The sequence below is a fragment of the Devosia algicola genome (assembly GCF_028816455.1).
Lineage (GTDB): Bacteria > Pseudomonadota > Alphaproteobacteria > Rhizobiales > Devosiaceae > Devosia > Devosia algicola.
Genome location: NZ_CP118246.1, coordinates 457901 through 480543, shown reverse-complemented (window position 1 = coordinate 480543; position 22643 = coordinate 457901). Strand labels below are relative to the sequence as shown.

At 58.1% G+C, this 22643-nt stretch carries 28 protein-coding genes and 2 pseudogenes; 3 read left to right on the top strand and 27 right to left on the bottom strand.

The genetic code is table 11. The features are described from left to right. Window positions 1-56: 56 nt before the first annotated feature. The 4 genes from PSQ19_RS02545 to PSQ19_RS02535 all read right to left on the bottom strand — a co-directional run bounded on the left by PSQ19_RS02545 (window position 57) and on the right by PSQ19_RS02535 (window position 4008). The gene (locus tag PSQ19_RS02545) at window positions 57-1292 is read right to left on the bottom strand and encodes an LlaJI family restriction endonuclease (protein WP_282219503.1); all 1236 of its coding nucleotides are present in this window, start codon (window positions 1290-1292) and stop codon (window positions 57-59) included. Between the two features lie 64 nt (window positions 1293-1356). Next, entirely contained in the window at window positions 1357-2982 is a 1626-nt protein-coding gene (locus PSQ19_RS02540) for an AAA family ATPase (RefSeq protein WP_282219502.1), read from the bottom strand. A 2-nt stretch (window positions 2983-2984) separates the two neighbouring features. Further along, window positions 2985-3110, bottom strand: a complete 126-nt coding sequence (locus tag PSQ19_RS19645) for a DNA cytosine methyltransferase (RefSeq protein ID WP_407649133.1) — start codon at window positions 3108-3110, stop codon at window positions 2985-2987. Further along, entirely contained in the window at window positions 3073-4008 is a 936-nt protein-coding gene (locus PSQ19_RS02535) for a DNA cytosine methyltransferase (protein ID WP_282219501.1), read from the bottom strand. The genes PSQ19_RS19645 and PSQ19_RS02535 overlap by 38 nt, the downstream gene beginning before the upstream one ends. A gap of 372 nt (window positions 4009-4380) precedes the next feature. On the opposite strand from PSQ19_RS02535, the gene PSQ19_RS02530 reads away from it, so the two are divergent. Then, window positions 4381-4551 carry a hypothetical protein gene (locus PSQ19_RS02530; RefSeq protein ID WP_282219500.1) on the top strand — a complete coding sequence of 57 codons (171 nt, stop codon included), beginning with the start codon at window positions 4381-4383 and terminating at the stop codon, window positions 4549-4551. A 345-nt stretch (window positions 4552-4896) separates the two neighbouring features. On the opposite strand, the gene PSQ19_RS02525 is transcribed toward PSQ19_RS02530, so the two are convergent. From PSQ19_RS02525 to PSQ19_RS02445, 17 genes and pseudogenes are all read right to left on the bottom strand, one after another. Further along, complete coding sequence (locus PSQ19_RS02525; RefSeq protein WP_407649132.1) at window positions 4897-5214, bottom strand: hypothetical protein; 318 nt, start codon at window positions 5212-5214, stop codon at window positions 4897-4899. Window positions 5215-5247: 33 nt separating this feature from the next. Then, window positions 5248-5592 carry a hypothetical protein gene (locus tag PSQ19_RS02520; RefSeq protein ID WP_282219498.1) on the bottom strand — a complete coding sequence of 115 codons (345 nt, stop codon included), beginning with the start codon at window positions 5590-5592 and terminating at the stop codon, window positions 5248-5250. A gap of 2 nt (window positions 5593-5594) precedes the next feature. Further along, complete coding sequence (locus PSQ19_RS02515; protein WP_282219497.1) at window positions 5595-5861, bottom strand: hypothetical protein; 267 nt, start codon at window positions 5859-5861, stop codon at window positions 5595-5597. A gap of 2 nt (window positions 5862-5863) precedes the next feature. Then, window positions 5864-6616, bottom strand: coding sequence for a hypothetical protein (locus tag PSQ19_RS02510; protein WP_282219496.1), 753 nt, complete (start codon window positions 6614-6616; stop codon window positions 5864-5866). A 159-nt stretch (window positions 6617-6775) separates the two neighbouring features. Next, window positions 6776-7144, bottom strand: a complete 369-nt coding sequence (locus tag PSQ19_RS02505) for a hypothetical protein (protein WP_282219495.1) — start codon at window positions 7142-7144, stop codon at window positions 6776-6778. 192 nt (window positions 7145-7336) lie between these two features. Then, window positions 7337-7558, bottom strand: coding sequence for a hypothetical protein (locus PSQ19_RS02500; RefSeq protein WP_282219494.1), 222 nt, complete (start codon window positions 7556-7558; stop codon window positions 7337-7339). Continuing rightward, complete coding sequence (locus tag PSQ19_RS02495) at window positions 7543-8079, bottom strand: hypothetical protein (protein ID WP_282219493.1); 537 nt, start codon at window positions 8077-8079, stop codon at window positions 7543-7545. Before PSQ19_RS02495 ends, PSQ19_RS02500 begins: the two co-directional genes overlap by 16 nt. Window positions 8080-8847: 768 nt before the next feature. Next, entirely contained in the window at window positions 8848-9648 is an 801-nt protein-coding gene (locus PSQ19_RS02490) for a primase-helicase family protein (protein ID WP_282219492.1), read from the bottom strand. A 640-nt stretch (window positions 9649-10288) separates the two neighbouring features. Then, a pseudogene (locus PSQ19_RS02485) lies at window positions 10289-10429 on the bottom strand (PriCT-2 domain-containing protein); the annotation flags it as partial. Next, window positions 10374-11189, bottom strand: coding sequence for a bifunctional DNA primase/polymerase (locus PSQ19_RS02480; RefSeq protein WP_282219491.1), 816 nt, complete (start codon window positions 11187-11189; stop codon window positions 10374-10376). The pseudogene PSQ19_RS02485 and the gene PSQ19_RS02480, both read right to left, overlap by 56 nt. After that, window positions 11186-11428 carry a helix-turn-helix domain-containing protein gene (locus PSQ19_RS02475; protein ID WP_282219490.1) on the bottom strand — a complete coding sequence of 81 codons (243 nt, stop codon included), beginning with the start codon at window positions 11426-11428 and terminating at the stop codon, window positions 11186-11188. Before PSQ19_RS02475 ends, PSQ19_RS02480 begins: the two co-directional genes overlap by 4 nt. A gap of 183 nt (window positions 11429-11611) precedes the next feature. Continuing rightward, window positions 11612-11848 carry a helix-turn-helix domain-containing protein gene (locus tag PSQ19_RS02470; RefSeq protein WP_282219489.1) on the bottom strand — a complete coding sequence of 79 codons (237 nt, stop codon included), beginning with the start codon at window positions 11846-11848 and terminating at the stop codon, window positions 11612-11614. Next, window positions 11838-12479, bottom strand: a complete 642-nt coding sequence (locus tag PSQ19_RS02465) for a site-specific integrase (RefSeq protein ID WP_282219488.1) — start codon at window positions 12477-12479, stop codon at window positions 11838-11840. The genes PSQ19_RS02470 and PSQ19_RS02465 overlap by 11 nt, the downstream gene beginning before the upstream one ends. After that, window positions 12376-13008, bottom strand: a complete 633-nt coding sequence (locus tag PSQ19_RS02460) for an integrase arm-type DNA-binding domain-containing protein (protein WP_282219487.1) — start codon at window positions 13006-13008, stop codon at window positions 12376-12378. The genes PSQ19_RS02465 and PSQ19_RS02460 overlap by 104 nt, the downstream gene beginning before the upstream one ends. A gap of 579 nt (window positions 13009-13587) precedes the next feature. Beyond that, window positions 13588-13938 (bottom strand): FCD domain-containing protein, encoded by a 351-nt coding sequence (locus tag PSQ19_RS02455; RefSeq protein WP_282219486.1) that lies wholly within the window; start codon window positions 13936-13938, stop codon window positions 13588-13590. Between the two features lie 203 nt (window positions 13939-14141). Then, on the bottom strand, window positions 14142-15113 hold the full coding sequence (locus tag PSQ19_RS02450) for a carbohydrate ABC transporter permease (RefSeq protein WP_282219485.1): 972 nt from the start codon (window positions 15111-15113) through the stop codon (window positions 14142-14144). Between the two features lie 71 nt (window positions 15114-15184). Then, entirely contained in the window at window positions 15185-15571 is a 387-nt protein-coding gene (locus tag PSQ19_RS02445; RefSeq protein WP_282219484.1) for an extracellular solute-binding protein, read from the bottom strand. A 154-nt stretch (window positions 15572-15725) separates the two neighbouring features. On the opposite strand from PSQ19_RS02445, the gene PSQ19_RS02440 reads away from it, so the two are divergent. Together PSQ19_RS02440 and PSQ19_RS02435 are read left to right on the top strand one after the other, a co-directional pair. Further along, window positions 15726-16112: a nuclear transport factor 2 family protein gene (locus PSQ19_RS02440; protein ID WP_282219483.1), complete on the top strand. Its 387-nt coding sequence runs from the start codon at window positions 15726-15728 to the stop codon at window positions 16110-16112. A 61-nt stretch (window positions 16113-16173) separates the two neighbouring features. Next, the gene (locus PSQ19_RS02435; protein WP_282219482.1) at window positions 16174-16764 is read left to right on the top strand and encodes a dienelactone hydrolase family protein; all 591 of its coding nucleotides are present in this window, start codon (window positions 16174-16176) and stop codon (window positions 16762-16764) included. A 273-nt stretch (window positions 16765-17037) separates the two neighbouring features. On the opposite strand, the pseudogene PSQ19_RS02430 reads toward PSQ19_RS02435, so the two are convergent. The 6 genes and pseudogenes from PSQ19_RS02430 to PSQ19_RS02405 all read right to left on the bottom strand — a co-directional run bounded on the left by PSQ19_RS02430 (window position 17038) and on the right by PSQ19_RS02405 (window position 22623). Then, window positions 17038-17713, bottom strand: a pseudogene (locus PSQ19_RS02430) (class I SAM-dependent methyltransferase). 188 nt (window positions 17714-17901) lie between these two features. Then, window positions 17902-18750, bottom strand: coding sequence for a helix-turn-helix domain-containing protein (locus PSQ19_RS02425; protein ID WP_282219481.1), 849 nt, complete (start codon window positions 18748-18750; stop codon window positions 17902-17904). Window positions 18751-18766: 16 nt separating this feature from the next. Continuing rightward, entirely contained in the window at window positions 18767-19606 is an 840-nt protein-coding gene (locus tag PSQ19_RS02420; RefSeq protein ID WP_282219480.1) for a phytanoyl-CoA dioxygenase family protein, read from the bottom strand. Between the two features lie 461 nt (window positions 19607-20067). Then, on the bottom strand, window positions 20068-20805 hold the full coding sequence (locus tag PSQ19_RS02415) for an SDR family NAD(P)-dependent oxidoreductase (protein WP_282219479.1): 738 nt from the start codon (window positions 20803-20805) through the stop codon (window positions 20068-20070). A 57-nt stretch (window positions 20806-20862) separates the two neighbouring features. Next, the gene (locus tag PSQ19_RS02410; protein WP_282219478.1) at window positions 20863-21726 is read right to left on the bottom strand and encodes an aldose 1-epimerase; all 864 of its coding nucleotides are present in this window, start codon (window positions 21724-21726) and stop codon (window positions 20863-20865) included. Window positions 21727-21843: 117 nt separating this feature from the next. After that, a complete protein-coding gene (locus PSQ19_RS02405; RefSeq protein WP_282219477.1) occupies window positions 21844-22623 on the bottom strand; it encodes a FadR/GntR family transcriptional regulator in 780 nt (259 codons plus the stop codon). Window positions 22624-22643 lie beyond the last annotated feature (20 nt).

Below are 22643 nucleotides of genomic sequence, written 5' to 3'. Positions count from 1 at the left end.
AATGTCACATGTTCCTCTTTTGTTCAACAGAATAACATGTAGATTCACCAATTCACTTACGCCGCCGTTACGACAGCCCGGATGCGTTCGGCGTCAAGTGCTGTTCCATCGGCGAAATGCTGAAGAGCTTGCAAGCCCGATAATCGCTTCACCTTCACCGTCGTTTCCGGAAGGCCAGCAAGATCAACTTGGCCGTCTGACCAGAACCCATCTTCATGCTCGGGGCCTGGCACCACGAATATGTTGTAAGTCTGGGCAAGACCACGGTCGCGCGCTACGTTGGCGAGGCAACGCTGATACCAAAGCTGCTTGGCGACGTCGTTGACACCAGGCTGGCCGCGGAGGTTTGGCGGCATGGATAGCCGGTAATATTTGGCATCGGCTATCAGCAGATGCTCGTCTGTTCCGTCCTTGAAACGGGTTACTATATCTGGCTCAAACGTGTCGGCGGTTTGCGTGGGCCCTTCAAATGAGCGCCAGGTTGGACGAGGGATATGGGCTTGCCATTGATCCCGTTCGTTACCCAGTGCGAGCGCGCATGCCTTCTCCCAAACGTCATAGAACGAACTCGTACCATACAGAGCAAGGTCGGCGCTCTCGGCCTTATCGATCGCGGTCAGCCATGCGAGAAGCATTGGTAAAAGCTGCATTGCCCGGTCGGAGAAAGCACCCCGCATCTCCTGCCGAATCCTAGCGTGGCATAGCGAAAATACAGGCAGATCGCCTAACGGTTCAAACGGCTCATGGTCAAGGTTGAGCGGCCCGTAGCCTAGAAGGTGGCCGAAACCCAGGGCGGCGCTCTCCACAATCTGCCGGTGCAACCGACTGACGAAATAATCATGATCCCTCGTGGCCGATCGCGTCACAGTGTCCACATAGACCGGCCGCCCCGACGAGAGCATAGGGGCCATACGCTCGATTGTGCGCCGCCAACTTATCTGCCCAAGTCCGTTGACTTCCTCGCGGTCACGGAGGCGACGGTAGATGCCTGAACTTAGATAGTCTCGGATCAACCAGTCCGCGAGGGCGAGTGCGTTTAGATCGGTGTGGCTCGCTGTCGGATCGAGGAAAGGGATCTCATCTCGATGTTGCGGCTGCCAACGGGCATAGCGACGCAATGCACGGATGACCTGCCGCATGGTGGATGCGACGTTGGTGCACGAAGCAGGAAAAATTTTCGGCAGTATTTGGAAGCTGCGCCCGCCAGCGACTGCAACTCCCACGAAACGCACGCGCAATGCGCCGTCCCTATCAGGGATGAGCACGCCGTTCTGGATCAGCGTGTTTCTCATTTGCGGTTCGGGAAAGAGCGTTGCCACCCGAGAGGATGGCAACACTTCTTCCTCAGTGAGAAGTTCAGCTTCCTTGGTTGATCGCACCGAAGTCTATCCCCTCGGCAAAAATCGGATCGCCCTTCTCATAAGCATCGGCGAGCGCACCATAACTAATTGGCGTTCCCTTAAACAGAACTTCAGGGTTGTGCCGTACCACGTCGTCGCGGAGGTACAGGAGCAGCTTGTTCCTGAACGCCTGGCCGCTTACCAACTCCTCCTGGTGCATGAAGAATGGACCGAGAAGTCGGTCTTCTGGCACATCTCGATTGCGAAGATGGTCGTTAATGGCAGCCCGAAATCTATTCCAAGGCACACTTCCCTGAAGGAAATTCAGGTGGATCATCCATCCCGCCGTCACATTTTCGGACGCGTTTAGGGGAACATATTCGAACGTCCAGCGCCGTTTGAACGCTGCGTCCAAGGGCATGACACCTTGGTCAGCGCTGTTCATAGTTGCCCATAGATATAGGTTCGCCGGGAGTCGGACCGACGTCGGTAAACCATGCGACCGCAAATAGTCTTGTGCTTCTGTCGGCATCATCACCGAGAACTTGCCAACGCCCTGGTTATCGCGATCGAGGAGCTGAAACACCTCACCGAAGACGGCCGGTGCATTGGCGCGGTTCAGTTCCTCGATAACCAAGACGAAGCTATGTTCTGGATTTTTCAATGCGCGGACTAATAGACGAAGAAAAGGGCCTGGAACGAAAGCGTAGTCAATTAAAGGCTCATGCTTGCCTGCATCCGTTACCTTGTCGGCCGCAAGAAGCGCTCCGGATACCTTACGATAAATCGGCACCGGCCGGTACGCTCCGACGAACTGTCCGTAGGTATAGTCTGGGTGAAACGTGACCCGCTCATACAACATCTCATCGCCGAAAAACGCGCTTACCTCATTGTCGAGCCGATGGCTTTTACCCGTGCCCGGAGCGCCATAGAGGATGCGGTTGCGAGGTAGATCGGCGGGGACAGCGTTAGGAGGCACGCCTACTTGGTCGGTCAAGCCGCCTCCCGCGCTGGCAGCAGCCTCATCCGGCTCGCCGTCGAGCGACTTCTTGATGAGGTTTTGGTCCACCACGACCTTTTCATGAAGATCATGCATGTTCTCGAGATAGTAAGCGAGAAGGTCGGGCTGGAAGCAACAAACGAGCCGATTCTTACCGTCGATGGATTGGCCAAGACCGTTGCGCATGGCATCAGCCAACGCCGGAACGCGGACGTAACAACTACTGGGCTGCGCGTGATTGCGATAGGCGGCCGCGTCCCAAGCCGAGATCACTGTCTTGTTGTCGCGGGTATACATACCCAGCAAAAGGCAACGTTCGGGGCCATTATTGGGTAGTTCAAACTCAAGCTTGTGTTCAGCATAGTCACGGCTGAGCTGGATGCGCTTTTCCTCGACGTGTCGGCTGGCATAGGCGAGGTTGGGGAAGACGAATACGTTCAGCTTGTATGAGCGATCCCCGCATGAGACTAGCATGACCGTCCGCCTTTTTTGCTCGTCGGACGACATACTTTCAATCTTCCAGCCCCGTGCCGTTAATCCGTCGCGCAGTATGGTTTCACGCTGCTGCATCGTGGGGTGGTCAGGATCATAATCATCGACCATGCGCCCGTCTGCTGTGGCCTGCTTGCTGATCTTTGCCATGACTACAGGTGCTCAATCAGGTGCCGGACCATCGCCTCGCCCAGCAGGCATGGGACCGCGTTGCCGATTTGTCTCTGAACCGAACGGCGCTTACCGACGAACTGGTAGTTCTTTGGAAAGGTCTGAATACCGGCAATCTCTGGAACGCGAAGTCTTCGGCTTGTCCAATGGAACGGGCCTACCCAGGGCCCGGGTTGTGCAGCAATAGTTATGGATAGGCTCGTCAGGGTGAAGCTTATGAAGGAAATTCCAGAAGCGGCCGCCGGCACGGAATGTGCGACCGTGATAATCCTCAAGATGAGCCAGTGCCATATAGTTTCGGCCCGGCGGCACACTGGCGAGTTCATGGGCGTAAGTTCCGTTCTCAGTAATCTCGCTTGGCTCGAAATATTTTTTCGCTTCATAGCCCTTCATGAATTTTTTCACGCCCTCATAGGGCTTCAAACCGTCGGTGTCGGGCGTTCCGGAATGGGTCGGCCGTGGCAGAGGTGGAGCAACCCTACCACGCTTACGGACACCAAAAATGAACACGCGTTTTCGCTTTTGCGGAACACCGTAATCAGCGGAGTTGGCCTTATGGAGCGTGCAACGATACCCAAGGGTGTCTGCTAGTTTAAGAAAATCTTCGACAACATGCTTGTTTGTGGGATGCAGAAGGCTTTCTACGTTCTCAAAAAGAAAACCCGTAGGTTTTGCCTCTTCTACAGCGCGTAGATACTCTGACAGCATGTTACGGGGATCATGCTCAATCAGCCGGTTTTCATTTTTTACCCAATAACCGTTCTTTGAAAACGGTTGACAAGGAGGGCCACCGATGATGATTTTCGGTCCGCTGCTATCCCGATGCTCTAGAAAGTCTAGGGTTGCGATGTCAGCGTGATCAATCCTCAAGCTAGGATTGTTAATCCGCAATGTTTCAACTGAATCACTATCTATCTCCACGCAACGGATAATTTTAGCGCCAGCCTGCTTTGCACCAACATCAAGCCCACCCGCCCCAGAAAATAGACTAATGCAATCTACCACTTAATAAAATTCCTCAACAACTTGGATTCGGCGCAGATCGTTACTCACCCGCGGCTGGCTAAAAAAGCCTATCCGCAAATCCGAGTCGGAGGAAGACGCAGTGTCTTATCACCGGCGACCTGCCCTCGACCTTTGCGCCGCGGACGGCTGTCAGTCCATGCATGACCGCCAGCCTCACGAAGTCGGCAGGCACCTGCTTCGCATGGACGAGCGGCAGTTTTTTCCTCTGCGACATGACGAAAGCTTTCAACGACCGGAAGCCGATGGAGGCCAACATGTCGCGACCGCGCCGCTCAGCGAGTTCAAATCCTCTCTTGACAGTATATAGCACTATTTGCTATTTGCGGAGAATTGAGAAAAATGGAGGTTTCAATGAACCGCACTATCCCTGTATCCACAGAAGTTTTTGCTGCCATCTGGGCGGCTCGTAAAACTGGCGAGGAAACTGAAGACGCGATTCTCCGGCGTATTCTTCAATGTGCCAATCCCATCGAAGCGCCTAATCCGACACAAGAGCAGGCTCGCCGCAGTTGGCTATCATGACCAACGTAACGGCGTAGAATTCCCTGAAGGATTCGAGATTTTTCGAACCTATAAACGGCGTGAGTACAAGGCTAAGGCTCATGAAGGCTCTTGGATTCGGCTCGACAACAATCAACGCTTCGCGACCCTGAACCAGGCTCAATACGTCGATTGCTGTTGGGGCGGAGAATGTTTGGAACGGCAACTGGAAGTTTCGGGATACGACTGGAGCGATCCGCTCTATCGGCGAACTCCGAGGCCATGCCTGACGCTCAGTCTTTCAGGATTTTGGCGTTTCGGACGGTAGCCAGACCATCCATGACGGCCAGCTTCACGAAATCAACCGGTGCCTGCGTCGAATGTCCGTCATTGAGCGCGCCGATGTAGGGCAGGCTGTTCAAGATGTGGATCGAGCCGTTCTTGCCGATGCCGAATTGCTCGATCATGGCTTCCGCCTTCTGGATGGCGATTTCGGCATTGGCCGTGGCCGTGCTGCCCTTCGCGCCTGGAACGTGCGCCGGAAACAGCTTCTGAAACGCCTGGTCCAGGCTCGGCTGTCCAATTGCTGCGCGCCCTGCCGGTATCAACCGGCGTGGCATTTATCACGGTGCGGGTGACGGCGACTGCGCAGTCCTTCACAGCCTGCTCGACGCCACCTTCGACCTCGACCGAAATCCGGCTCATGCGCTTGGCAAAATCATCAAGTCCGGCCACGATCTACCTCTGCTTTCCGCGCTTGGGTCCGAAGTGCAGGCGCTCGATGCTCGCCCGCCGCGCACGACGCCCAACGGCCGCCTTGTCTTCGGGCCAAACCTCCTTGCGGAAATAGACGCCTTCCTCGCGCGGCTCGTAGCCAAAGATCAGCAATAGGCCGGTGGTCGCGCGACACGACTCCTGGGTGAAATCATCGAGGTCGCCACCGAAGGCGAGATGAGCGTCGAGCGGGTCGGTGATGGCGCAGCCGGCCAACCTTTCCCGCACAAAGCCCTCGTACTGGCGCAGCTTGGTCGAATAGTTCAGACCCGGCACGCCGAAAAAGCTGAGGTAGTTGTCGTCCGCCATGGTCAGGTCCCCCGCATCGGATCACCGCCGCGGCCGAGCGTCGGCCAGACGGCTTGTGCCCTGGCGCCGACCGGCAGTCCACCGACAAAGGTGGCGGGCGCGGAGGCGAGGTCAACGGACGACCAGCCGACGAGCGCATTCGGCTCGCCGATCAAGGTTTCGGCAACGACGCGGGCCGCAGAGGCTGACGCTCCGACCGCGATAGCGAAATTGAGCCCGTCAGCGCGGCGCTGCTCCTCATGGGCGGGATAGAATGCGAAAGTAGCCATGTTCAGTCCTCCTGGGTTTCTTCGGTATCTTCGTCTTCGAGGTCGGTGAGATCGGCACCCATCGCCTGCTCATCGCGCCGCATGAGCGCGATGTTCACGGCGCGGGTGGCGTTCGGCTTGCCCATCTCGAAGGCGCTGTCGGCATGGACCGCTTCGACGGCGATGCGATCGACCTCGGCAATCGCCTGATTGACCTTGCGCCATTCGTCGCCGACCAGCGCGTCGGCCAGTTCCTGCGACGAGAAGGCTCTGTCGTTGACAGGCAGGCCGGAATTACGGGTGAGAAGCGCGGCTGCCAGTTCCTTGTCGCCAGTCGAAGCCGCAAGCGCGGCGAGCGATGCCAGTTCGATCTGGCCCGACTTTTCAATCTGGTGAAGCAGACGGCTGCGGCGCTCCGATCCGAGACCTTCGCGGGCAAGCATCTGCACCGGGCTCTGATAATGCGCGCGGGCCGAGTTTGCATCCTCGCGCAAGGCACCGACTGCTTTGAGATAGGCCACGCGGCTGTCGAGCGACTGGCGCTTCAATTCGGACCGAAAGCCGTTGACGGCGCGGGTCACGACCTGGCTGCGTTGATTGTTGGGAAGATCGGCGAGCGAGCGCTCCACGTCATCGCGGCGCTGCTTCGCTCGCCCTTCAAGTCCTTCGAGTAGCTTTACCTGCTGCTCGCGATTTTCTCGTGCCCGGCGCAGCCAGTCGATCACGTCCGTCACGGACATCCACCGGTTCGCAAGGGCCATTTTCTTGACCGCCATGTTCATCTCCCTTCGTGTCACGTCACGCGACAATCCGGGGAGCAAACAGGCGCGGGCTCAGCCGTCTTGTTGTCACCGCCATCGCGGTACGGGAGGCCCATCGGCCGCCCGGACACGATCAGGATGCGGTAATCAGCAATGACAACATGCCATCGAAATTCAGCAGGCCCTCGCCAGACTGCGGATCGCCTCGTGGCGCGCCTTGCGGCGAACCGTGGCGCAGCGGGGAATGGTGATGCCATAGGTCACGGCGAGGTTTTCAGCACCGCCTGCGGCTTCAGCAATCAGGGCTGGCAGGAAATCGGCAGCGAACGAGCCAAAGCGATCATGAAAATCTTCGAGAACGGCAAGGACCTTCGCAGCCGCCTCGATTTCCGCTTCGCTCAGGTCGCGCGCTTCACACGCGCCTTCAAGGATTTCGTCATCACGATCTGCATCGCCCCACTGGCGCATGGCGGCATATGCGCGCCTGCGGAAGTCGCTTGAAGATTCATGTGCTGGTGAAACGACGCTAGAAGTGGGCTGCATGGTTTTGCTCCTTGGGCCCGGAATGGGCCGGAGCTATTTAATGATCAAGAAAACGCGTGCCGTCCAAAGGAGACTATACACATGGGGCGGCTTTTTGGCATATTTCGAGTGCATTGGAATAGATGAGTTGCTTGCCGGCCACACTTTCAGAGGCAACACGAATACATGGTCATGACCAGGTATTTACGCGGCTTATAACTCACCATCATTCCCTCGGTGCGGTGCCTGGTGCTCCTCAGCCATCGCCACCCACAACGCTTCCGGCATCGGCCTGATCGACCAGAACCAGGCACCGGTCGGATGGCCATATCTGGCGACAAGCTGATGCGCTCCACCTGCCGCCGCGATGGCGAGCGGCGCCGTGGCGGTCAGTGATGCCGCCAGGACTTCGACGGCCATCAGGTCGCGCAGCATCCGTTGCGCGTTCTCAGTTGATCGGGATGATTGCGCCATTGGTCTTCGCCTCGGTTTCGACCACTAGATAGCGCCCAAGCAATTCGATCAGCGCAGGCTCGATCTGCCGGCTCCATCCTGGCGATGACCCGCGGGTCCAGACCGGCTGGCGCCGGGGCCGCTGATCTGCCTTCCGCCGTGAAGGCCAGGAAGCCGTTGAGCCGTTCGGGCCACCGGAACTTGAGCAACACCTCGATCAACCGATCCGAAGGCTCGACATCGGCCATGGACCGCTCGAACGCCTTGCTCAGCACCTGATGAAACGCCGTGTCCATGGCGGCGCCATATCTTGAACCGAAATCTGCGTCGCGCCGACGATGATCGTGGATGGTGGCGACCGAAATCCCGATTTCCTCTGCTGCCATCTTGGGCGAGCCGGTCCTTGCGACGATGTCCAGCACCTTGGCCTCGATGGCCGGAGACCACCGCCGATCCTTCTCGGGACGGCGCACCTCCCGCTTTTCCGATGACCTGTTCGACATGGTGCTGTTCCTCGCGTGATCTGCCGCGACCATGCGATGTGCGGAGATTGCGGGAAGCCATCGAAACGACCTCGCATAAATTCTGGAAACCAGCCACCCGGCCTCCTTTCCGTGCGGGAGTGGCCGCAGTGCCGATGGAAGCCCCAGGACGCCGGCCGCATCTCCACGGGAAGCCGGTTGTTCGCCCGAAAAGGCGTTGCCGGTGCCTGGTCCTGTGCTTTGGGCGGCGTCATCGACCATGCCCTTGCACCGACTCGCCTTTCAGGCATGAAGCGCCCGATCACCAATTCAAGGGTCTGAGGTTGCGGCCCTGACAGCAGGCCCTGGTGGCTTTGGCGATTCCGGCCTGTCCGACCCTAGCGCCGATGTCATCGGAGCCACCAGCGGCCAACGCCATGATGCCTCTTGCCACCGCCTTCCGACCGGCTGACTGTCTGGGTCTCACGCGCGAGGACTGCGGGGTCTGCGCGAAATTCGCCTCCGAAAGCCATGGCGCCATCATGCAGCACGAATGATCCGGCCGACCTTACGTCGGACGCGGCAAGCACGGTGGTAGACCGGTAGACAAAGGTTTCGCTCGGTTCGAGTTCTAAAACGATCGGTGCCGAGCCGCCGCGGCGATCCTCCTTCATCCCCTCATTCGCCGTCATAGTCCATTCTGCTGAAATTCATAAAATGCTTGTCTACCGGTCTACCAGATACTCAAGGCGCTGAAATTTATGCGACAATCGGTGGACCGGCGTGCCGGTCCACCGATTGTCCGCCGGTCTACCGCGTCGGTGACAGGTCGAGGCCGTCGAGCGTACGAAACGCCATGAAGGCGTCGATCCGCCCCGCCGCGCCGGCATCCTGCCAGTGCTCATGATTGCGCACCGACCAGAGATGAAAGGCAGGTCGCTTTCCGTCCCCCTTGGTATAGCGGGTGTGCTCGACGGCGCCGAGTTCGCCCTTCAGCACCTTCGACACGCGGGCGCGTAGGTTCGAGCGTCCGCGCAACGCCGAAGGCACGGCATCGACCAGATCGTCCACCCGTACGAGGTCGAAGTCGAACGGCTGTTCGCCGGCTTCAAAAAGATCGAGCAGATAGGACTCGGCGTCTCCCATGCCGAGCCGCCGCATGGCCTCCTTGCCGGCCGTCGCCGGCGCGACGCCGTGAGGGTTGAGCGAGACGCGCCTTTGAAGCAGCCAGTGCTTGACGTGCGCCGCGCCGCCTTCGACGAGATAGCCGAACAGGTGCTGGTAGTAGCCCTCGTCCCGCTTGACCGCAGGCGAGAAGACGACAAGCCAGCGCCGGTCGCCGTGCTCGATCGGCAGCGCGTCATCGTGGTTCGTGAAGCAGAGGAAGTTCAGGCAGTTCGGGATCGAATAGATGGAGCAGTTCTTCTCCTCGATCCTGATCGTCGGGTCGGTGATTGCCGGCTTGAGCCGGTTCGCCACCTCCCGCCGCCCGAGCGTCATCAACTCCTCGATGATGGCAAGCTGCGCGCCTTCCATCCATGCCGTCCAGCGCGATGTGACCTCGTCGTTCGACGGTCGCACGGTGTTGCGCGAGCCGACGATCCGCTCCATCAGATTGCCGATCCAGGCTCTTGCCGGTCCCCTGCACGCCGCGGATCAGCAGCGCGAAATGGATCTTGCCGGCAGGACGCTGAACGAGCAGCGCCAGATAATCGAGCACATGATTGCGGTCGCCCTCATCGGGAAACAGATGCGCCATGTGATCGAGGAAGATCGTGACATCGCCTTCCTTGGCTTCGACGCCCGAGCGACGCCAGATGTTATAACGGCCGCCATCCTCGCCGTCGGGAAATTCGTCCGCCTCAGGCAAATAGACCAGCGTCTCGAACTTGCGCATCGGCAAGTTGCCCTTCCAGATGGCGTTGAGCACGTCGCCGTCGGGCTTGAGATTGGCATGGACCGACTTCCACTGCTCGGTGCGAAACTTGCGCGTGTCCGAGCGCCGGACGAACTGATAGGGCTCGACGACCCAGACCCACTCGTCCCAAACGCCCGTCATGCGAACCGTGCGCTGCTTCCGCTGCTGAGGTTCGGCATCAGGCGCGTTGACGATGTCGTCGGGAAAATCCTCGTCGGCAGGCGCGCGCAACACCTCCTCGATGAAGGCGCCGTGTCCCGCATCCGATAAAGCCTTGAGCAAGCTACCGAGAGTGACGCCGCCCGGCCTCGGCTTGAACGATGCCCAACGCTTGGCGATCTCGGCCTCGTCGCCGGCATAGGCCGCGTCCGACATCGACCAGGCGACGAACTCGTCCATGCCTGCGCCGCCCGTGCTGCTATGGCTCGCCATCATGATCGCCAGCCAATCGTCGTGACGGCCGTTGTAGGCCATCACATCCAGCCTGGAGAGAAGCCGTTCCAACTGCTCCGGCGTGATCTCGCCGTGCGCGTTGACAGATAGGCTCGACGGAACGCTTCGCAATCGCGTCCAGGAAGGCCGTAGGCGCCTCGGGCGCTTCCGAGAGCAACATTGCAAGCGGATCGTCATCGAGGCCGTACGGCTTGCCGGTTTCGGGATGGAGCGAGCCTGCCGCCACGACCAAGCCGCCAAGCGACTTGAAGTCGATCCCCCGATAGTTCGCCAGACTGCTAACGACTGCGCAACCTTCCGGCTTGCGAAGATAGAGGTGCAGGCCGCCGCCGCCGGTCTTGACGAAAGGAGCCTCGGGCAGACCGAAATCCGCCTTCAGCCGAACGAGCGGATCATCGCCCGCCGCAAAATGCCGAGGATCGACATCGACGACCAGATTGGTGCCACGCAGGCGAACGCCGACGTTCTTGCCCGACGCCATGTGCGCCTTCGCCTCTACAAGCAACATTGGTGGGCAACACCGCCAGTTCGGTAGACCTGCCTTTCCCATCGGCTTGCCGCGAGCATCCTTCGCCTGCCAATGGCGCAAAGGGATCAGGTCGTGACCGGCAGCAGCATGAGCATCGAGCGCGTCGGGATCGTGCTTCGACGGTGTGTCGGATGCCGTGACGGCTTTATCCTCACCCTTGTCGAAGTCGAACGCGACGGTCTTCTCCAATGCTCCTGCGGGCGCGCCGATCCCCTCGGCGCGCCCTTCTTCATTTTCCACTAGCGTGTTCATCGACCGTCCTCCCCGCGAATGAAGGCGTCGAGGTCGGTGATGTTGTAGCGAACCGTCTTGCCGTGGATCACATGATAGCGTGGGCCAATGCCGGTCCCCCGCCATGAGCGCAGGGTGCCGGGCGTCGAGCCCAAATAGACCGCGGCCGCTTCGGTATCGTACCAGGGGCTGCGGGAGTGGGTGTCGAGAACGCGGCGCACCGCGTCTTCGATGTCGTTCTTGGTGAGAGTTGCCGACATGGCATAGACCTCCGTTGAGCCGGCATTTCTGCCGGCTGGTTTCAGACATTGATTTCTGTCTGAGGAGGACCGGGATCCCCCCGGTCACGCGCTTGGCCTTTCGGCTCCTCGCAGCGCGCGTCGTCTAATAATCACCGATCAGGATCGGCAGACATCAACGTTTGCTATGCCTAAGTCATTGATTTATCGTGAGGCGGCATCGTCGGCTGAAAGTTTTTTTGCCGGTTGCCGCCCCTCGAAGGCTTCAAGATCGTCGATGTGATACCGGACGAAGCGTCCGCTCACCAGGTGAAAGGCCGGCCCCTTGCCGACCGAGCGCCAACCTCGCAGCGTGCCCGGCTCCCTTCCGAGATGCAGGGCGGCCGCTGCGGTGTCGAGCCAGGGGCTGGCAATTTCCGAGGCTGCCTGTTCAAGCGGCATCGCGGGCCTCCTCCGGTTCGACGATAGCGAGCGCCGGATGGCGACCGGCAAGAACCTTGTCTTCCAGCGCCTGAGCGTGCGGCCGCAGGTGCTCGACGAGATGTTCGGCATGGACGTATCCGCCGGACGCGCCCGGAAGCCGCTGACCGAGAAGCAGGGCGCTTTCGGCATAGGGCACCCCGGATGCGATGAACAATGTGCGGGCGTGATGGCGATATTCATGCGGGCTCGGCAGGTCGGGACCATCTTCCCGCGGCTCCGTCACATGCCCGCAACTGCTCAAGGGCGACGGCCAGAGCCAGGGATTGTTCAAGGGCTCGTCCTCGGCAAGGCGATCGCGGATCATGCCCGAAAGCCACGTCCCCATTGGAAACAGCATCCGGCCGCCGGTCTTCATGTGGTTGAAGATCAGAATGCCTTTATCGAAATCCACATCGGCGTGGCGCACCTGAAGGATCGAAGACCTTCGGGCGCCGGTCAAAAGCATGGCGCGGTGAAGATCACGCCGAATGGGCGACAGGTCCTCGCTAGCCCGCCACCATGCCGCAAGGTCGAGCCCCTCGACCTCGCGCCGCTTCGGGTTGGGAATGCGCAGGGCCGAGACGGGGTTGGCCGTGATCGTCTCGTCCATGCGCATCGCCGTGTTGATCACCGCCCTCAGCGTGCGCATGGCGCCTGTCGCGGTGGTCTGGCCGCACCTGTTGCGAAGCCGTTCGTAGATGTCGCGCACCTCCGCCCGCCCGAGGTCGGTCACGGCCCTGTTTCTGTAGCGGGCGAGATAGTGGTCGATGTTGTACCGATAGGCTCTCGATCGTGGCTTCGCGGAAGGTCTTCTCGCCGAGATGAGCGTCGAGCGCCTGCGCGATTGTGATGCCGCTTTCCTCGGGCTTCGCGGTCGGATCGATGCCGGACTGGATTTGAGACATGATCGCCTTGGCCCGATTACGGGCTTCGCGCAGGCCAATGCGGTCCACGCGGTCGATCTTGACCCGCACGGTGCGGACGTGCCGGCCGTTCCGGCGAACGTCGCCCTGGACCGCGTAGGTCTTGGTGGTGGCGTGGCAGACGACCATCAGGCCCTTGACCTGTTCGTCGCGCCAGATGCCTGAGCCTGGTTCGAGGTCCCGGATGCGGGACTCGGTGAGATTGATGACAGCCATTTTTGCTTCTCCGGAGCACTGTGTTGAGCACCGTACGGAGATCATCGAGGATCAGCGTACATCCACGATGATGTCGCTTAAGGGCTTGTCCGCGAACCAATAATCAGCAATAATTCGTTTTATATCAACGGCTTCAGACCCATTTTGTAATCAGGGGGTCACGGGTTCGAATCCTGTTGCCGGCACCATGTGTTTCAATGACTTATGCAACCTATCCACCGTAGGGGTTTGAAGCCCTGCGCGTTGAGGGTAAACGCGGTGTAGACTTTGGGCGTTTGCCGCTTTCGCAATCGCCCGGGAGATCGCCAGCAGCGCTTCCGCCCTTCCTGCCGTCGTCTTGTCAAGTGCATTTGCGTGCTCGACCGGCCAGCACATCGACATGAAATACCGACTTGGAATCGGATCCATCGCTCCGTTTGGCGATGACCTCGGCGTATGCTCGGACCAAGCGGAACCCGACGCCGTGAGGTGGGTGGCAACGCAAATTATAAAGTGTACTGGATGGTGGCCCTACACACCGGCGCGAGAGCCCATGACCCTAACGGGCGATGGTTTCCAGCATGGTACAAACGACGAACGTCAGACAGTAAACAAGTCGCTCATGATCGAGCGTTGCAGGGACGCTGCGATATGTTGGCGCAGGGCATCGCGCGCCGCCTGAACGTCTCGGGCCTTCGCCGCCTCGATGATCGCCGAGTGTTCGACCGACGCGGTGATGAAATGATCATGACTCAGTGTTCCCGATTGGGGGCGCATGAGGCGGAACCGGTCCATGTTGGTCTTGTGAATCTTCCTAATTGTCTGATTACCTAGTGATGCGACAATCCCCCCGTGAAGACGGTCTTCTATGCCGTCGTGAAGTGCGCCCATGCTAGTCGGCGCATCGCGCCGTTCAGCACGCGTTCTGAGTTCTTGGATATCTTGAGCCAATTGGTCAGGATCCGGCACAATTCGGCCTGCGTGTTGTCGAGGGTAAACCGGGTGGGGAAGTAGTTACGATGTCAGCTTCATACTTGAGCGACGTCAGCAACGTCCACAGAAGCGGTCCGATGCCGAAGATGCCGAACGCGATCAGTACCAAGTAGGTAAGAACGTTTTTGGCAAACTCACCACGGATCCTGGACTCGGCCATCTCAGTTCTCCCTGTTTACGCCGGAAATGCGAATGTAGGCCCAGGCAAAAAACATGAGCATGGCGAACATGACCACCGAAAGGGCGCCGGAATATCCAAAATTGAAATCCTTGTAGGCCGTTATGAACGCGTAAAGCGATAACACTTGGGTCGCGCGTCCTGGCCCCCCGCCGGTAAGGATCAATAATAGATCGGGTGAATTGACCAGGCCGATCACCCGCAAGATGACCGCAGCCGCGATCACTGTTCGCAGCATTGGCAACGTGATTAATCTCAGCTGCGAAAGCCAACCGGCGCCGTCGATCGTGGCAGCCTTGTAAAGATCGTTCGGAATACTTTTCATACCGGCCAGCAGCAGCAGGGCGAAGAACGGAAATCCATGCCAGGACTCGACCAGGATTGCCGCCGCCATCGCCGTTGAAGGGTCGGCAAACCAGGCCTTTTGCGTGCCAAGAAACCCGATGCGAATAAGCAGGTCGTTGATTACCCCCAGACGTGGATCAAGCATCATTGCCCAGATATTTCCCGCCACAACATTCGGCAAAAAGAACGGGATGAGCACAATCACGCCGATCAGTCGTGTTCCTGGTAGATTGCGGTTAAGCGCCAGAGCGGCAGTGAGCCCGAGTAAAAATTCGATGATGGTGGTGATGGTCACCCACATCGCGGTATTCTGCAGCGACAGCCAGAATAAGGGGTCGTTCCACACCCGGATATATTGGTTCAAGCCCGCAAAGCCGTTGTTTGCCGGTCGATTGAGTCGAACATTCTGGACGCTCAGGGCAAAACCATTGATCGTCGGATAGAGAATTACACTGACGATCAGCACGAGGCTGGGCAACAGCAGCAGATACATCCAAAAGCGCGTTTCAGAGAGTTCGCCAATGATCCAGAAAGGGTTCCAGCGGCGCCACAACGAATAAGGCAGCGTGACGAGTTCCGCTGCCGAACGTCCGACATTTTTTTCAGCCATGCAGAACTCCGGGAGACGGGAGTTGGACAGTACCGGCCCAGCTTATTGCCGAGCCGGAAGTAGGGAGACCGTTAGGCGATCGCTGCCGCCAACCCGGCAATCATGTCGTCGACCGCGTCCTTGACGCTGGAGCGTCCAATCAGAACACCCTGAAAGGCCGGCAACGCCACATAGTCCGTCCAACCAGGCAAGCCCGGGAAGCTTTCAGGCAGACTGCCAACGCTGAGCGTTTCAACCGCTGCGGCATAAATGGGATCGCTGGCAATGCGTTCGTCGGCAGCCACCTGTGGCGATGCAGGGAAATAGCCCGTTTCTTTTAGAAACGCGATCGCTGCGTCTGCCGTGCCCCAGTAGGTTATCCAGTCGAACGCGGCATCCTCGTTGGCCGTTTTCATGATGCTGTTGTACGAATAAGCAAGGCGCGCAGCCCGGCGCATGGTGCTCGAGCGACGAAACATCAGTCCTTCGCCGTTTTTGTGCGGCCGCGCGCCGCTGCTCGCCACTGTATATATGGCGATTCCAGACCGCAGCGACGCCGCTGAAATCGCGATAGGTTTGGAACTCTATATGGTTGGGCGCGTTTTTTGGGGTACACCCAATCAGGAGGCAGCCATGCCAAATACCCATGCAACGACGGCGGATATTGTCGCGCTCGAAAAATCTTACTGGGATGCGGTGAAGCAAAAGGACGGCAGCAAAACGGCAAAGCTTTCGGCTGAAACGAGCCTGGTTACCGGTGCGCGAGGAATAATGAAAATTCCAAAAGACAAGATGGGCGCCATGACCGAGGATGGCGATTGGATATTGAATTCTTACGAATTCGAGGACATTGAGGTCTCCACACCCGCCCCCGACATCGCAATAATCGTCTACACAGTGCGCCAGAAGGTCAATATGGGCGGAAAGGCCCAAGAATTGCGGGCAGCAGATAGTTCAACATGGATCCGTGGTTCGAACGGATGGGAATGCCATGCCCATAGCGAGACTTTTCTGACATAATATTTGGCACATTGCTTCGCGATTTGAGGCAAAAAACCCTCACCGGCAATCGGAGGCCATAATGACCAATATTGCCTTATTCCACTCGGTCCTTGGTGTACGAGAGGGAGTCCGCGACGCAGCGGAACGACTGCGCGAAGCTGGCCACGATGTGCACATTGTTGATCAATATGACGGGCGCGTATTTGACGATTACGATAGCGCCAGTGCGTTTGCCGAGGGCATCGGCTATCCGGTTCTGATGCAAAAAGCGGTGGAGGCGACGACACACCTGTCCGACGGATTTATCGTGGCGGGATTTTCGAACGGTGGCGCTATGGCTGAATATGTCGCAACACGGCGCAAAACTGGCGGTGTGCTGATGTTCTCAGGTGCGCTACCGCTAGATGTTATCGGAATATCCGACTGGCCGTCCGGCGTTGCCGCGCAAATCCACTATGCCATTGATGATCCGTTCAGAGATCAGAACGGTATTGATGCAGTTGCCAAATCCATTCGTGCCGCTGGGGCATCGGTTGATATATTCAATTATCCCGGCCGCGGCCATTTGTTTACCGACCGCTCGTTACCCGACGAATATGACGCGAAAAACACCGAGATCCTATGGCAGCGCGTGATCGATTTCTGTGCATCATCTGGTCAACAGCGCTAAGGACCGCTGACGTCACCATTGTTTCGTATCCATGACGGCACGACAAAGTGTTCTACCCGATGATAGAGCCCCAAGACGCCTGATGCCTAAGATCTGACTGGCGACAAAAGAGTAAAGTTCGCCACCTGATTGCTGATGTGTTGTGCGCGGGCACGCTGATTTTCATCGATGAGATCGACACCGACGTCGGGCGCCGATACCGAGATCAAGTCGGGACTGGTAACCAGACTATGGTTACGAAGTGGATTCCCAAATCTGATTTTTCGACACACACTAGGCGTACGCCACCCAACCCTTAAAACTCAACCCGGCATAGAAAAGACTGACATTCGAATAACCCGCCTCACGCATCATCGCCTCCTCCTCGTCAGGTGCCAGAATCGCGAGCTTGGTGGCGATCGCATGCCGAGACTGCGCCATCTGTGTGGGATCGCTTCCCTCCGATGCGCCGAAGGCGACGTGACGCGCAATCCATAGTGACCGGTCCGGCTCTGCTTGGGGAAAGCTGATATGGGCGACAACAAAGGGCGCTCCCGGCCGCAGGCGCTGGCGCACATGTTTCAGGGTTTGCAGGCGTTGGTCGGATGGAATAAAATGGAATGTCAAAAGCGATGTGGCCGCGTCAAAGGGACCTTCGGGCGCACTTTCGATATAACCGTGGTGGAGGCGGATGCGCGCTGAATGGGCGCTGGCGGTTTGTTCTGCCAATTTCAACATATCGGCAGAAGGATCGACACCGTCGAACAACCAGTCGGAATGGGATTCGGCAAGCGCGTTCAGGCTCGAGCCCGCCACCAGCGCCCAACACCAGAACGCGGCCGTTCGATGGCATGCGCTCAGCCATGAGCATTGCCGTCATTCGATGCAGGTCGAAGAACCCCGGCACTTGTCGAGATGCACCGGACACATAGGTATTGACTGAGTCGCCCGAGAATGGGGATGTTTTCATGGTCTGGTTGCCGATTGCGTTGATCAGAGATGATGGGTGATCCGCGGCGTGCTGATATCGTCCCAACCGCTCCCATAAACAGTGTTGGCCGGGATTTTATCAAGGGGCGTTGTGGCGACTATACCTAGTTGGACGATGCATTGGATCGCCGCCTGACATCTACGGCCGCCATTTTGGGGCACTCAGGGTCAGTGAATATTGTTGGCTTGGCCGCGCTCGACGCGTAATCGATAGACCGAAGGCGGCATGCCAAAATGACGACGGAAGCGCGTGGAAAAATAATATGCGTTGGGAAAACCAACCTCCTCGGCGATTTGCGCCACCGGCCACGATGAAGAGTGCAGCATTTGGGCGGCCCGGGCCAGGCGCGCAGCCTCTATATAGGATTGTGGCGACATGCTGAGTTGTTCAGAGAACAACACCGAAAACCGCGAGCGCGACAGACCGACCGCCTTGCTCAAATCCTCGACGGCTAGCGGCGTCGCCAAACGTTCGCCAACGATCTCGAGCGCTTTTTTTATGCGTCGATCAAGCGTTGAACGATCATGGATCGGATTAATGTCGTCGCAAATTATGAGCACCCGCTCCAGTGCATTCATAGCCGCATCCAATCGGAGCCGGAGCGGACCACCGGCAATATCAGTCATCCGACGCAGTTCGGGTTCGATTTCTGTCAAGCGACGGCCACCGCGCAGGAGCATGACGCCGCGCGCCAGTTGCGGCCAGTTGAGCCAGTTCAGCCAGTGTGGACGCGGGCGAAAATGGGCCCAAATATTGATCCAGCCGCTATTTTCGTCGAAATGACCATATTCCTGCGCGGTATCGGGGGCGATAAGCAGCAAATCGCCAACACCGATGATCCACTCGCCCTGCCCGGCCCGAACATAGCCGGTGCCCTCGAGCGTCGTAATCAACAGCCAATCCTTGGTACCGGTGGGACGAAAACCGCGACTGAGGTCCTCACCCTGTCGCAACAGGCCGCAAATGATCGGGGAGGAGTGCGGCGCGGGTGTGACTTCGGTCTGCGGTTGAACCATTGCACCCTCCCAGATCCTATTCGGCGGCGTGACGATCCAGACCGCGCACATTGCCGGGCACACGCGGGGTGATTGGCTGCAGAATCTTGCGCTGGGCCGGCGTCAAACGCGCCAGCAATTCTGGCGAATATTGATAGCCATAGCGCGTATTGCCCCACATCGGTCCATAACGATAAATTACCACCCGACGATCGCCGACATTTGTACGCTTGGTGGCGCCATGGCTGAGCGCGTCGACAAACATCAAGGCGTCTCCGGCCTTCATATTAACCTCGATCGAGCCTTCAACGACCTCATCGTCGGCCTTGACCCTTTCCTCGAAGGGTTTGGAGAACACGGGATGGGCAATGTTGCTTTTATGACTGCCTGGCAAGATACGGGTGCCACCATCACCGGGTCCAATGTCGGTCAATGCGAGCAATATATTGACCTGCGCACAGCGAAAACGGCCGTTGTGAAAGCCATATTGATTGCGTATGACACCATCCTGCCCGCCCGAGTGCATGGGAAAGTAGCCTCCACTGCGGCGGATCGAGGCGAAACATTCATCGATATAAAGACCTTCCACCCAGGTGCCTTCTTCGCCGCAATATCGGTGCAGCCGGTCGATCCAGGAGGGGTGATCAATCAATGTCTCAAATGGCTTGCCGACCTCGACGATATTTTGCAACTCGAGTCCCGCATGGCCATTATTGTCCAAGCGCTGGGCATTGCCGTGCCATTCGCCAAACTGCAAATCGGGAAATTTATCGAATTCGGCATTGAGATCGGCCAGCAAGGACGCATCGATGGCATTTTCGAGGATCAAATAGCCACGCAGGTCAAAAAGAAAGTCATTCAGATCATACTCGCTCATCGCGTCCTCCCTTGGATATAGTTTGACACTATGCTCCTTTGCTGATGGTGCGCCATCCATCGGTGTTCCAAATAGATTTCATATTGTTCTGGGCGTCAAATGACGTTACCGACATAATAATTTCTTTATTCGTTATATATCAACATATTGTCGCGAATTTCTTAATTCATGCATGCGCTATAGAACCTTGGCGTAATTTGCGGCATTTCCATAGTCACTGCGTCAGTGACAGGCAAATTTACCTGGACCTGTCGACCGAGCGGGCGGACAGTCGACCCAAAATAATGGCGCTGCGTCGAGAAATACGTGCGGTGGTAAGCAATCCAATATCAAAGGCGATCCACGCGGGTAAATCCAATCCCTGAGCAATAGTACCGCTCGGCGTGCGCAGATCACTGAAAGCGGATCACAGGGGCGCGCGGGCGATAAATTACCCGGCAAAGCGAGCGCCGAGACCGCCATCAACACGCCAGTTTGCGCCTGTCACAAAGGCTCGCTTCGTCCGACAGCAGGAAAGCCGCGCAATTTGCAACTTCTGCGGGTTTCCCGATCCTGCCCATGGGGTGGCTATCTAACACTGCTTGTTGCATGCCCTCATCGTTGTGCTTGAAATATTCGGCGACGAGGTGAGTTTCGGTCCAGCCGGGAGAAAGCGCGTTGACCCTGATCTGGTGCGGGCCAACCTCGAGGGCTAGTGAACGGGTTAAGCCAACGAGGCCGGACTTTGCAGCGGCATAGGGGAAATACCCGCGGAACGTGTGATCGGCATGGACAGATGCAATATTTACGATGGCGCCGCGCCGCGCTGCGATCATACCCGGGAGCACTTCACGAGCGCAGAGCCAAGCGGACTTGAGGTCCACACTCATGAATTCGTCCCATTGGGCCTCCGTCATTGTTACCGGGTCCGCATTGGCGTTGCGTCCGGCATTGTTGACAAGACCGGTAATGGGACCCAGCTTTGCGACCGCGCTTGTATGAAAAGCGGCAATCTCTTCCGCGTTGCGGATATCGCCACGGGCGAAAAAGGTTCTACCTGGCGCATTGAGGGAGGCTTGATGCTCAATACCAAGTTTTTCCTCAATATCGATGAACGAAACGCTCGCGCCCTCAGCCAAAACCCTCTCGACGATTGACGCACCAATGCCACGGCTACCACCGGTTACCAGAACATGATGATTTTCGAGGCGTAGGGGCAAGGCATCCTCCTAAGGCTTAGTATGGATAGGGTCACCGCGTGCCAATCGGTGGCGACGCTAGGAACCCCCAACCGGGTTTGGCTGGGTTCGACTTTCGCGGCCATGTCTAGCCGCGAAACGGATGTTGCCCGAAAGGTTTTCCCCAGGCGCAAGGCGGACCATCCCGTGAGGTGCACTACCGCCAGGTAGATGAAACGCATCCACAGCGTGGCTCACCGGTTCAAAACAGAAGAAGTCCGCGCTGGCTGAGGGGGAGTACACGATGTAGGTCGACAATGGCTCGGCAGTCGCGATGGCGAGCGACAGATCACGCATCGGCCAGTCGATATAGGCCTTACAGTCCCAGCCAATGAATGCGTTGTTGATGAAACCCGACGGCAGGATATGAGAGGACGAAAAGTTCCAATCTGGCGGGATTTGGGCAGGCTGATCGCCAACAGGCAGATGCCGACTGTCTTCCAGCCATACTGACGTGGCCGGCGCCTGAAGTTGTGTGTCGGGCTCGCGCACCAGCCAGGGATGGAAACCAAGCCCGAACGGCAGTGCAATATCGCCCCGGTTTTCAACAGTCATGGACACGGTCAGGACGCCGCGATCGACCCCATAGCCCAGCGTTGCCGCATAGCGATATGGCCCCGGCCCGGAAGACTGCGTAACCAGACTTACGGTAGTGGGCGTCACCTCGGCGACGTGCCAGTCGAGTTCGAAGGCGTTGCCGTGGCTTGGATATGGTTCGCCGTCAATATTGGGGTCTAGGCGATGATGTTTTCCCTCAAAATCAAATCCTCCGTCCGACACGCGGTTTGACCAAGGCAGCAGTACGAACGCAGCAAGATCGAGTGCCGATTTTGTTCCATTTGCAGGCGAAGGGCGGAATAGCGGCTCGCATACCCCGTTCGCGATCCAATCGAAACGGGTCAAACTCCCCCCATCGCAGGTCGCACTATGGCTCGCACCTGTGTATCGGCAATTTCGAGGTCGCTGTTCATTGCATCCTGTCCGTTAAACCGCGTCGCTCGCTGCTGAGCATTTCGACCGTCAGCCCTCTGAAGCCGAAGCCAGTACCTGCTCGCCCGGACTATCAGTCCCAACCATCGCAAGATGATGCAGCAAATCAACCATGGCGACATCGACAAGCGCGCGCATGCGCTCGCTGGCAATATCGGGTTGCCGCAGCCGAATTGCTTCCAACACGTCGCCGTGCGCGCGCAATGCCCGTGAATAGCTTTCAGTTGTGCGGGTTGTTAGTCGAAAGGAGTCCTCAAGTGCGTGCTTGATCAACTTACCCAAGCCGGCAAAGACCGGATTGTGACTGGCTTCGAGGATACCGATATGAAAAGCAACATCAGCAGCGATACGACCCGCGAGATCGTCAGCCGGTGTCGTCCGCATGTCATGATAGGCCGCTTCAATTGTTGCGAGATCCATGGAGGTAGAATGCATCGCGGCAAGCCTGGCCGAGGCTGGTTCAATAGCAAGCCTTGCCTCAAGCAGGCCCCGGACAAAAACGGGGTCGGGGTCAAGCGAACCCATCCAGGACAGAACATCGGCGTCCAGGCGGTTCCAATTCGATGCGGATCGCACGAGGGTTCCAGCGCGCTTTCGGGAGACAAGCAGCCCCTTCGCTGTCAACATTTTTACCGCTTCGCGCAAAACCGTCCGACTGACGTCAAATTCTGCACAAAGGTCAGCCTCGATGGGCAATGCCGCACCCTCGGGGTAATGACCACCAAGGATGCGTTTGCCCAGCGTTGACAATATCCACTCACGGACCGAGCCTGGCGGACTCACGTCCGTCAGGTGGCAGGATTGGTCCATCAGTATTCGTCATATGGGTT

What these genes read in the sequence shown, in the direction of transcription:
- PSQ19_RS02520 (WP_282219498.1), bottom strand. Translation starts at nt 5,592, where the DNA reads ATGGCGGACGACAACTACCTCAGCTTTTTCGGCGTGCCGGGTCTGAAC.
- PSQ19_RS02460 (WP_282219487.1), bottom strand. Translation starts at nt 13,008, where the DNA reads ATGGCTGTCATCAATCTCACCGAGTCCCGCATCCGGGACCTCGAACCA.
- PSQ19_RS02505 (WP_282219495.1), bottom strand. Translation starts at nt 7,144, where the DNA reads ATGCAGCCCACTTCTAGCGTCGTTTCACCAGCACATGAATCTTCAAGC.
- PSQ19_RS02525 (WP_407649132.1), bottom strand. Translation starts at nt 5,214, where the DNA reads ATGAGCCGGATTTCGGTCGAGGTCGAAGGTGGCGTCGAGCAGGCTGTG.
- PSQ19_RS02475 (WP_282219490.1), bottom strand. Translation starts at nt 11,428, where the DNA reads ATGTCGGCAACTCTCACCAAGAACGACATCGAAGACGCGGTGCGCCGC.
- PSQ19_RS02425 (WP_282219481.1), bottom strand. Translation starts at nt 18,750, where the DNA reads ATGGTTCAACCGCAGACCGAAGTCACACCCGCGCCGCACTCCTCCCCG.
- PSQ19_RS02440 (WP_282219483.1), top strand. Translation starts at nt 15,726, where the DNA reads ATGCCAAATACCCATGCAACGACGGCGGATATTGTCGCGCTCGAAAAA.
- PSQ19_RS02495 (WP_282219493.1), bottom strand. Translation starts at nt 8,079, where the DNA reads ATGTCGAACAGGTCATCGGAAAAGCGGGAGGTGCGCCGTCCCGAGAAG.
- PSQ19_RS02500 (WP_282219494.1), bottom strand. Translation starts at nt 7,558, where the DNA reads ATGCTGCGCGACCTGATGGCCGTCGAAGTCCTGGCGGCATCACTGACC.
- PSQ19_RS02465 (WP_282219488.1), bottom strand. Translation starts at nt 12,479, where the DNA reads ATGGACGAGACGATCACGGCCAACCCCGTCTCGGCCCTGCGCATTCCC.
- PSQ19_RS02435 (WP_282219482.1), top strand. Translation starts at nt 16,174, where the DNA reads ATGACCAATATTGCCTTATTCCACTCGGTCCTTGGTGTACGAGAGGGA.
- PSQ19_RS02405 (WP_282219477.1), bottom strand. Translation starts at nt 22,623, where the DNA reads ATGGACCAATCCTGCCACCTGACGGACGTGAGTCCGCCAGGCTCGGTC.
- PSQ19_RS02540 (WP_282219502.1), bottom strand. Translation starts at nt 2,982, where the DNA reads ATGGCAAAGATCAGCAAGCAGGCCACAGCAGACGGGCGCATGGTCGAT.
- PSQ19_RS02420 (WP_282219480.1), bottom strand. Translation starts at nt 19,606, where the DNA reads ATGAGCGAGTATGATCTGAATGACTTTCTTTTTGACCTGCGTGGCTAT.
- PSQ19_RS02545 (WP_282219503.1), bottom strand. Translation starts at nt 1,292, where the DNA reads ATGAGAAACACGCTGATCCAGAACGGCGTGCTCATCCCTGATAGGGAC.
- PSQ19_RS02530 (WP_282219500.1), top strand. Translation starts at nt 4,381, where the DNA reads ATGAACCGCACTATCCCTGTATCCACAGAAGTTTTTGCTGCCATCTGG.
- PSQ19_RS02470 (WP_282219489.1), bottom strand. Translation starts at nt 11,848, where the DNA reads ATGCCGCTTGAACAGGCAGCCTCGGAAATTGCCAGCCCCTGGCTCGAC.
- PSQ19_RS02515 (WP_282219497.1), bottom strand. Translation starts at nt 5,861, where the DNA reads ATGGCTACTTTCGCATTCTATCCCGCCCATGAGGAGCAGCGCCGCGCT.
- PSQ19_RS02450 (WP_282219485.1), bottom strand. Translation starts at nt 15,113, where the DNA reads ATGGCTGAAAAAAATGTCGGACGTTCGGCAGCGGAACTCGTCACGCTG.
- PSQ19_RS02510 (WP_282219496.1), bottom strand. Translation starts at nt 6,616, where the DNA reads ATGGCGGTCAAGAAAATGGCCCTTGCGAACCGGTGGATGTCCGTGACG.
- PSQ19_RS02445 (WP_282219484.1), bottom strand. Translation starts at nt 15,571, where the DNA reads ATGTTTCGTCGCTCGAGCACCATGCGCCGGGCTGCGCGCCTTGCTTAT.
- PSQ19_RS02480 (WP_282219491.1), bottom strand. Translation starts at nt 11,189, where the DNA reads ATGAACACGCTAGTGGAAAATGAAGAAGGGCGCGCCGAGGGGATCGGC.
- PSQ19_RS02490 (WP_282219492.1), bottom strand. Translation starts at nt 9,648, where the DNA reads ATGGAGCGGATCGTCGGCTCGCGCAACACCGTGCGACCGTCGAACGAC.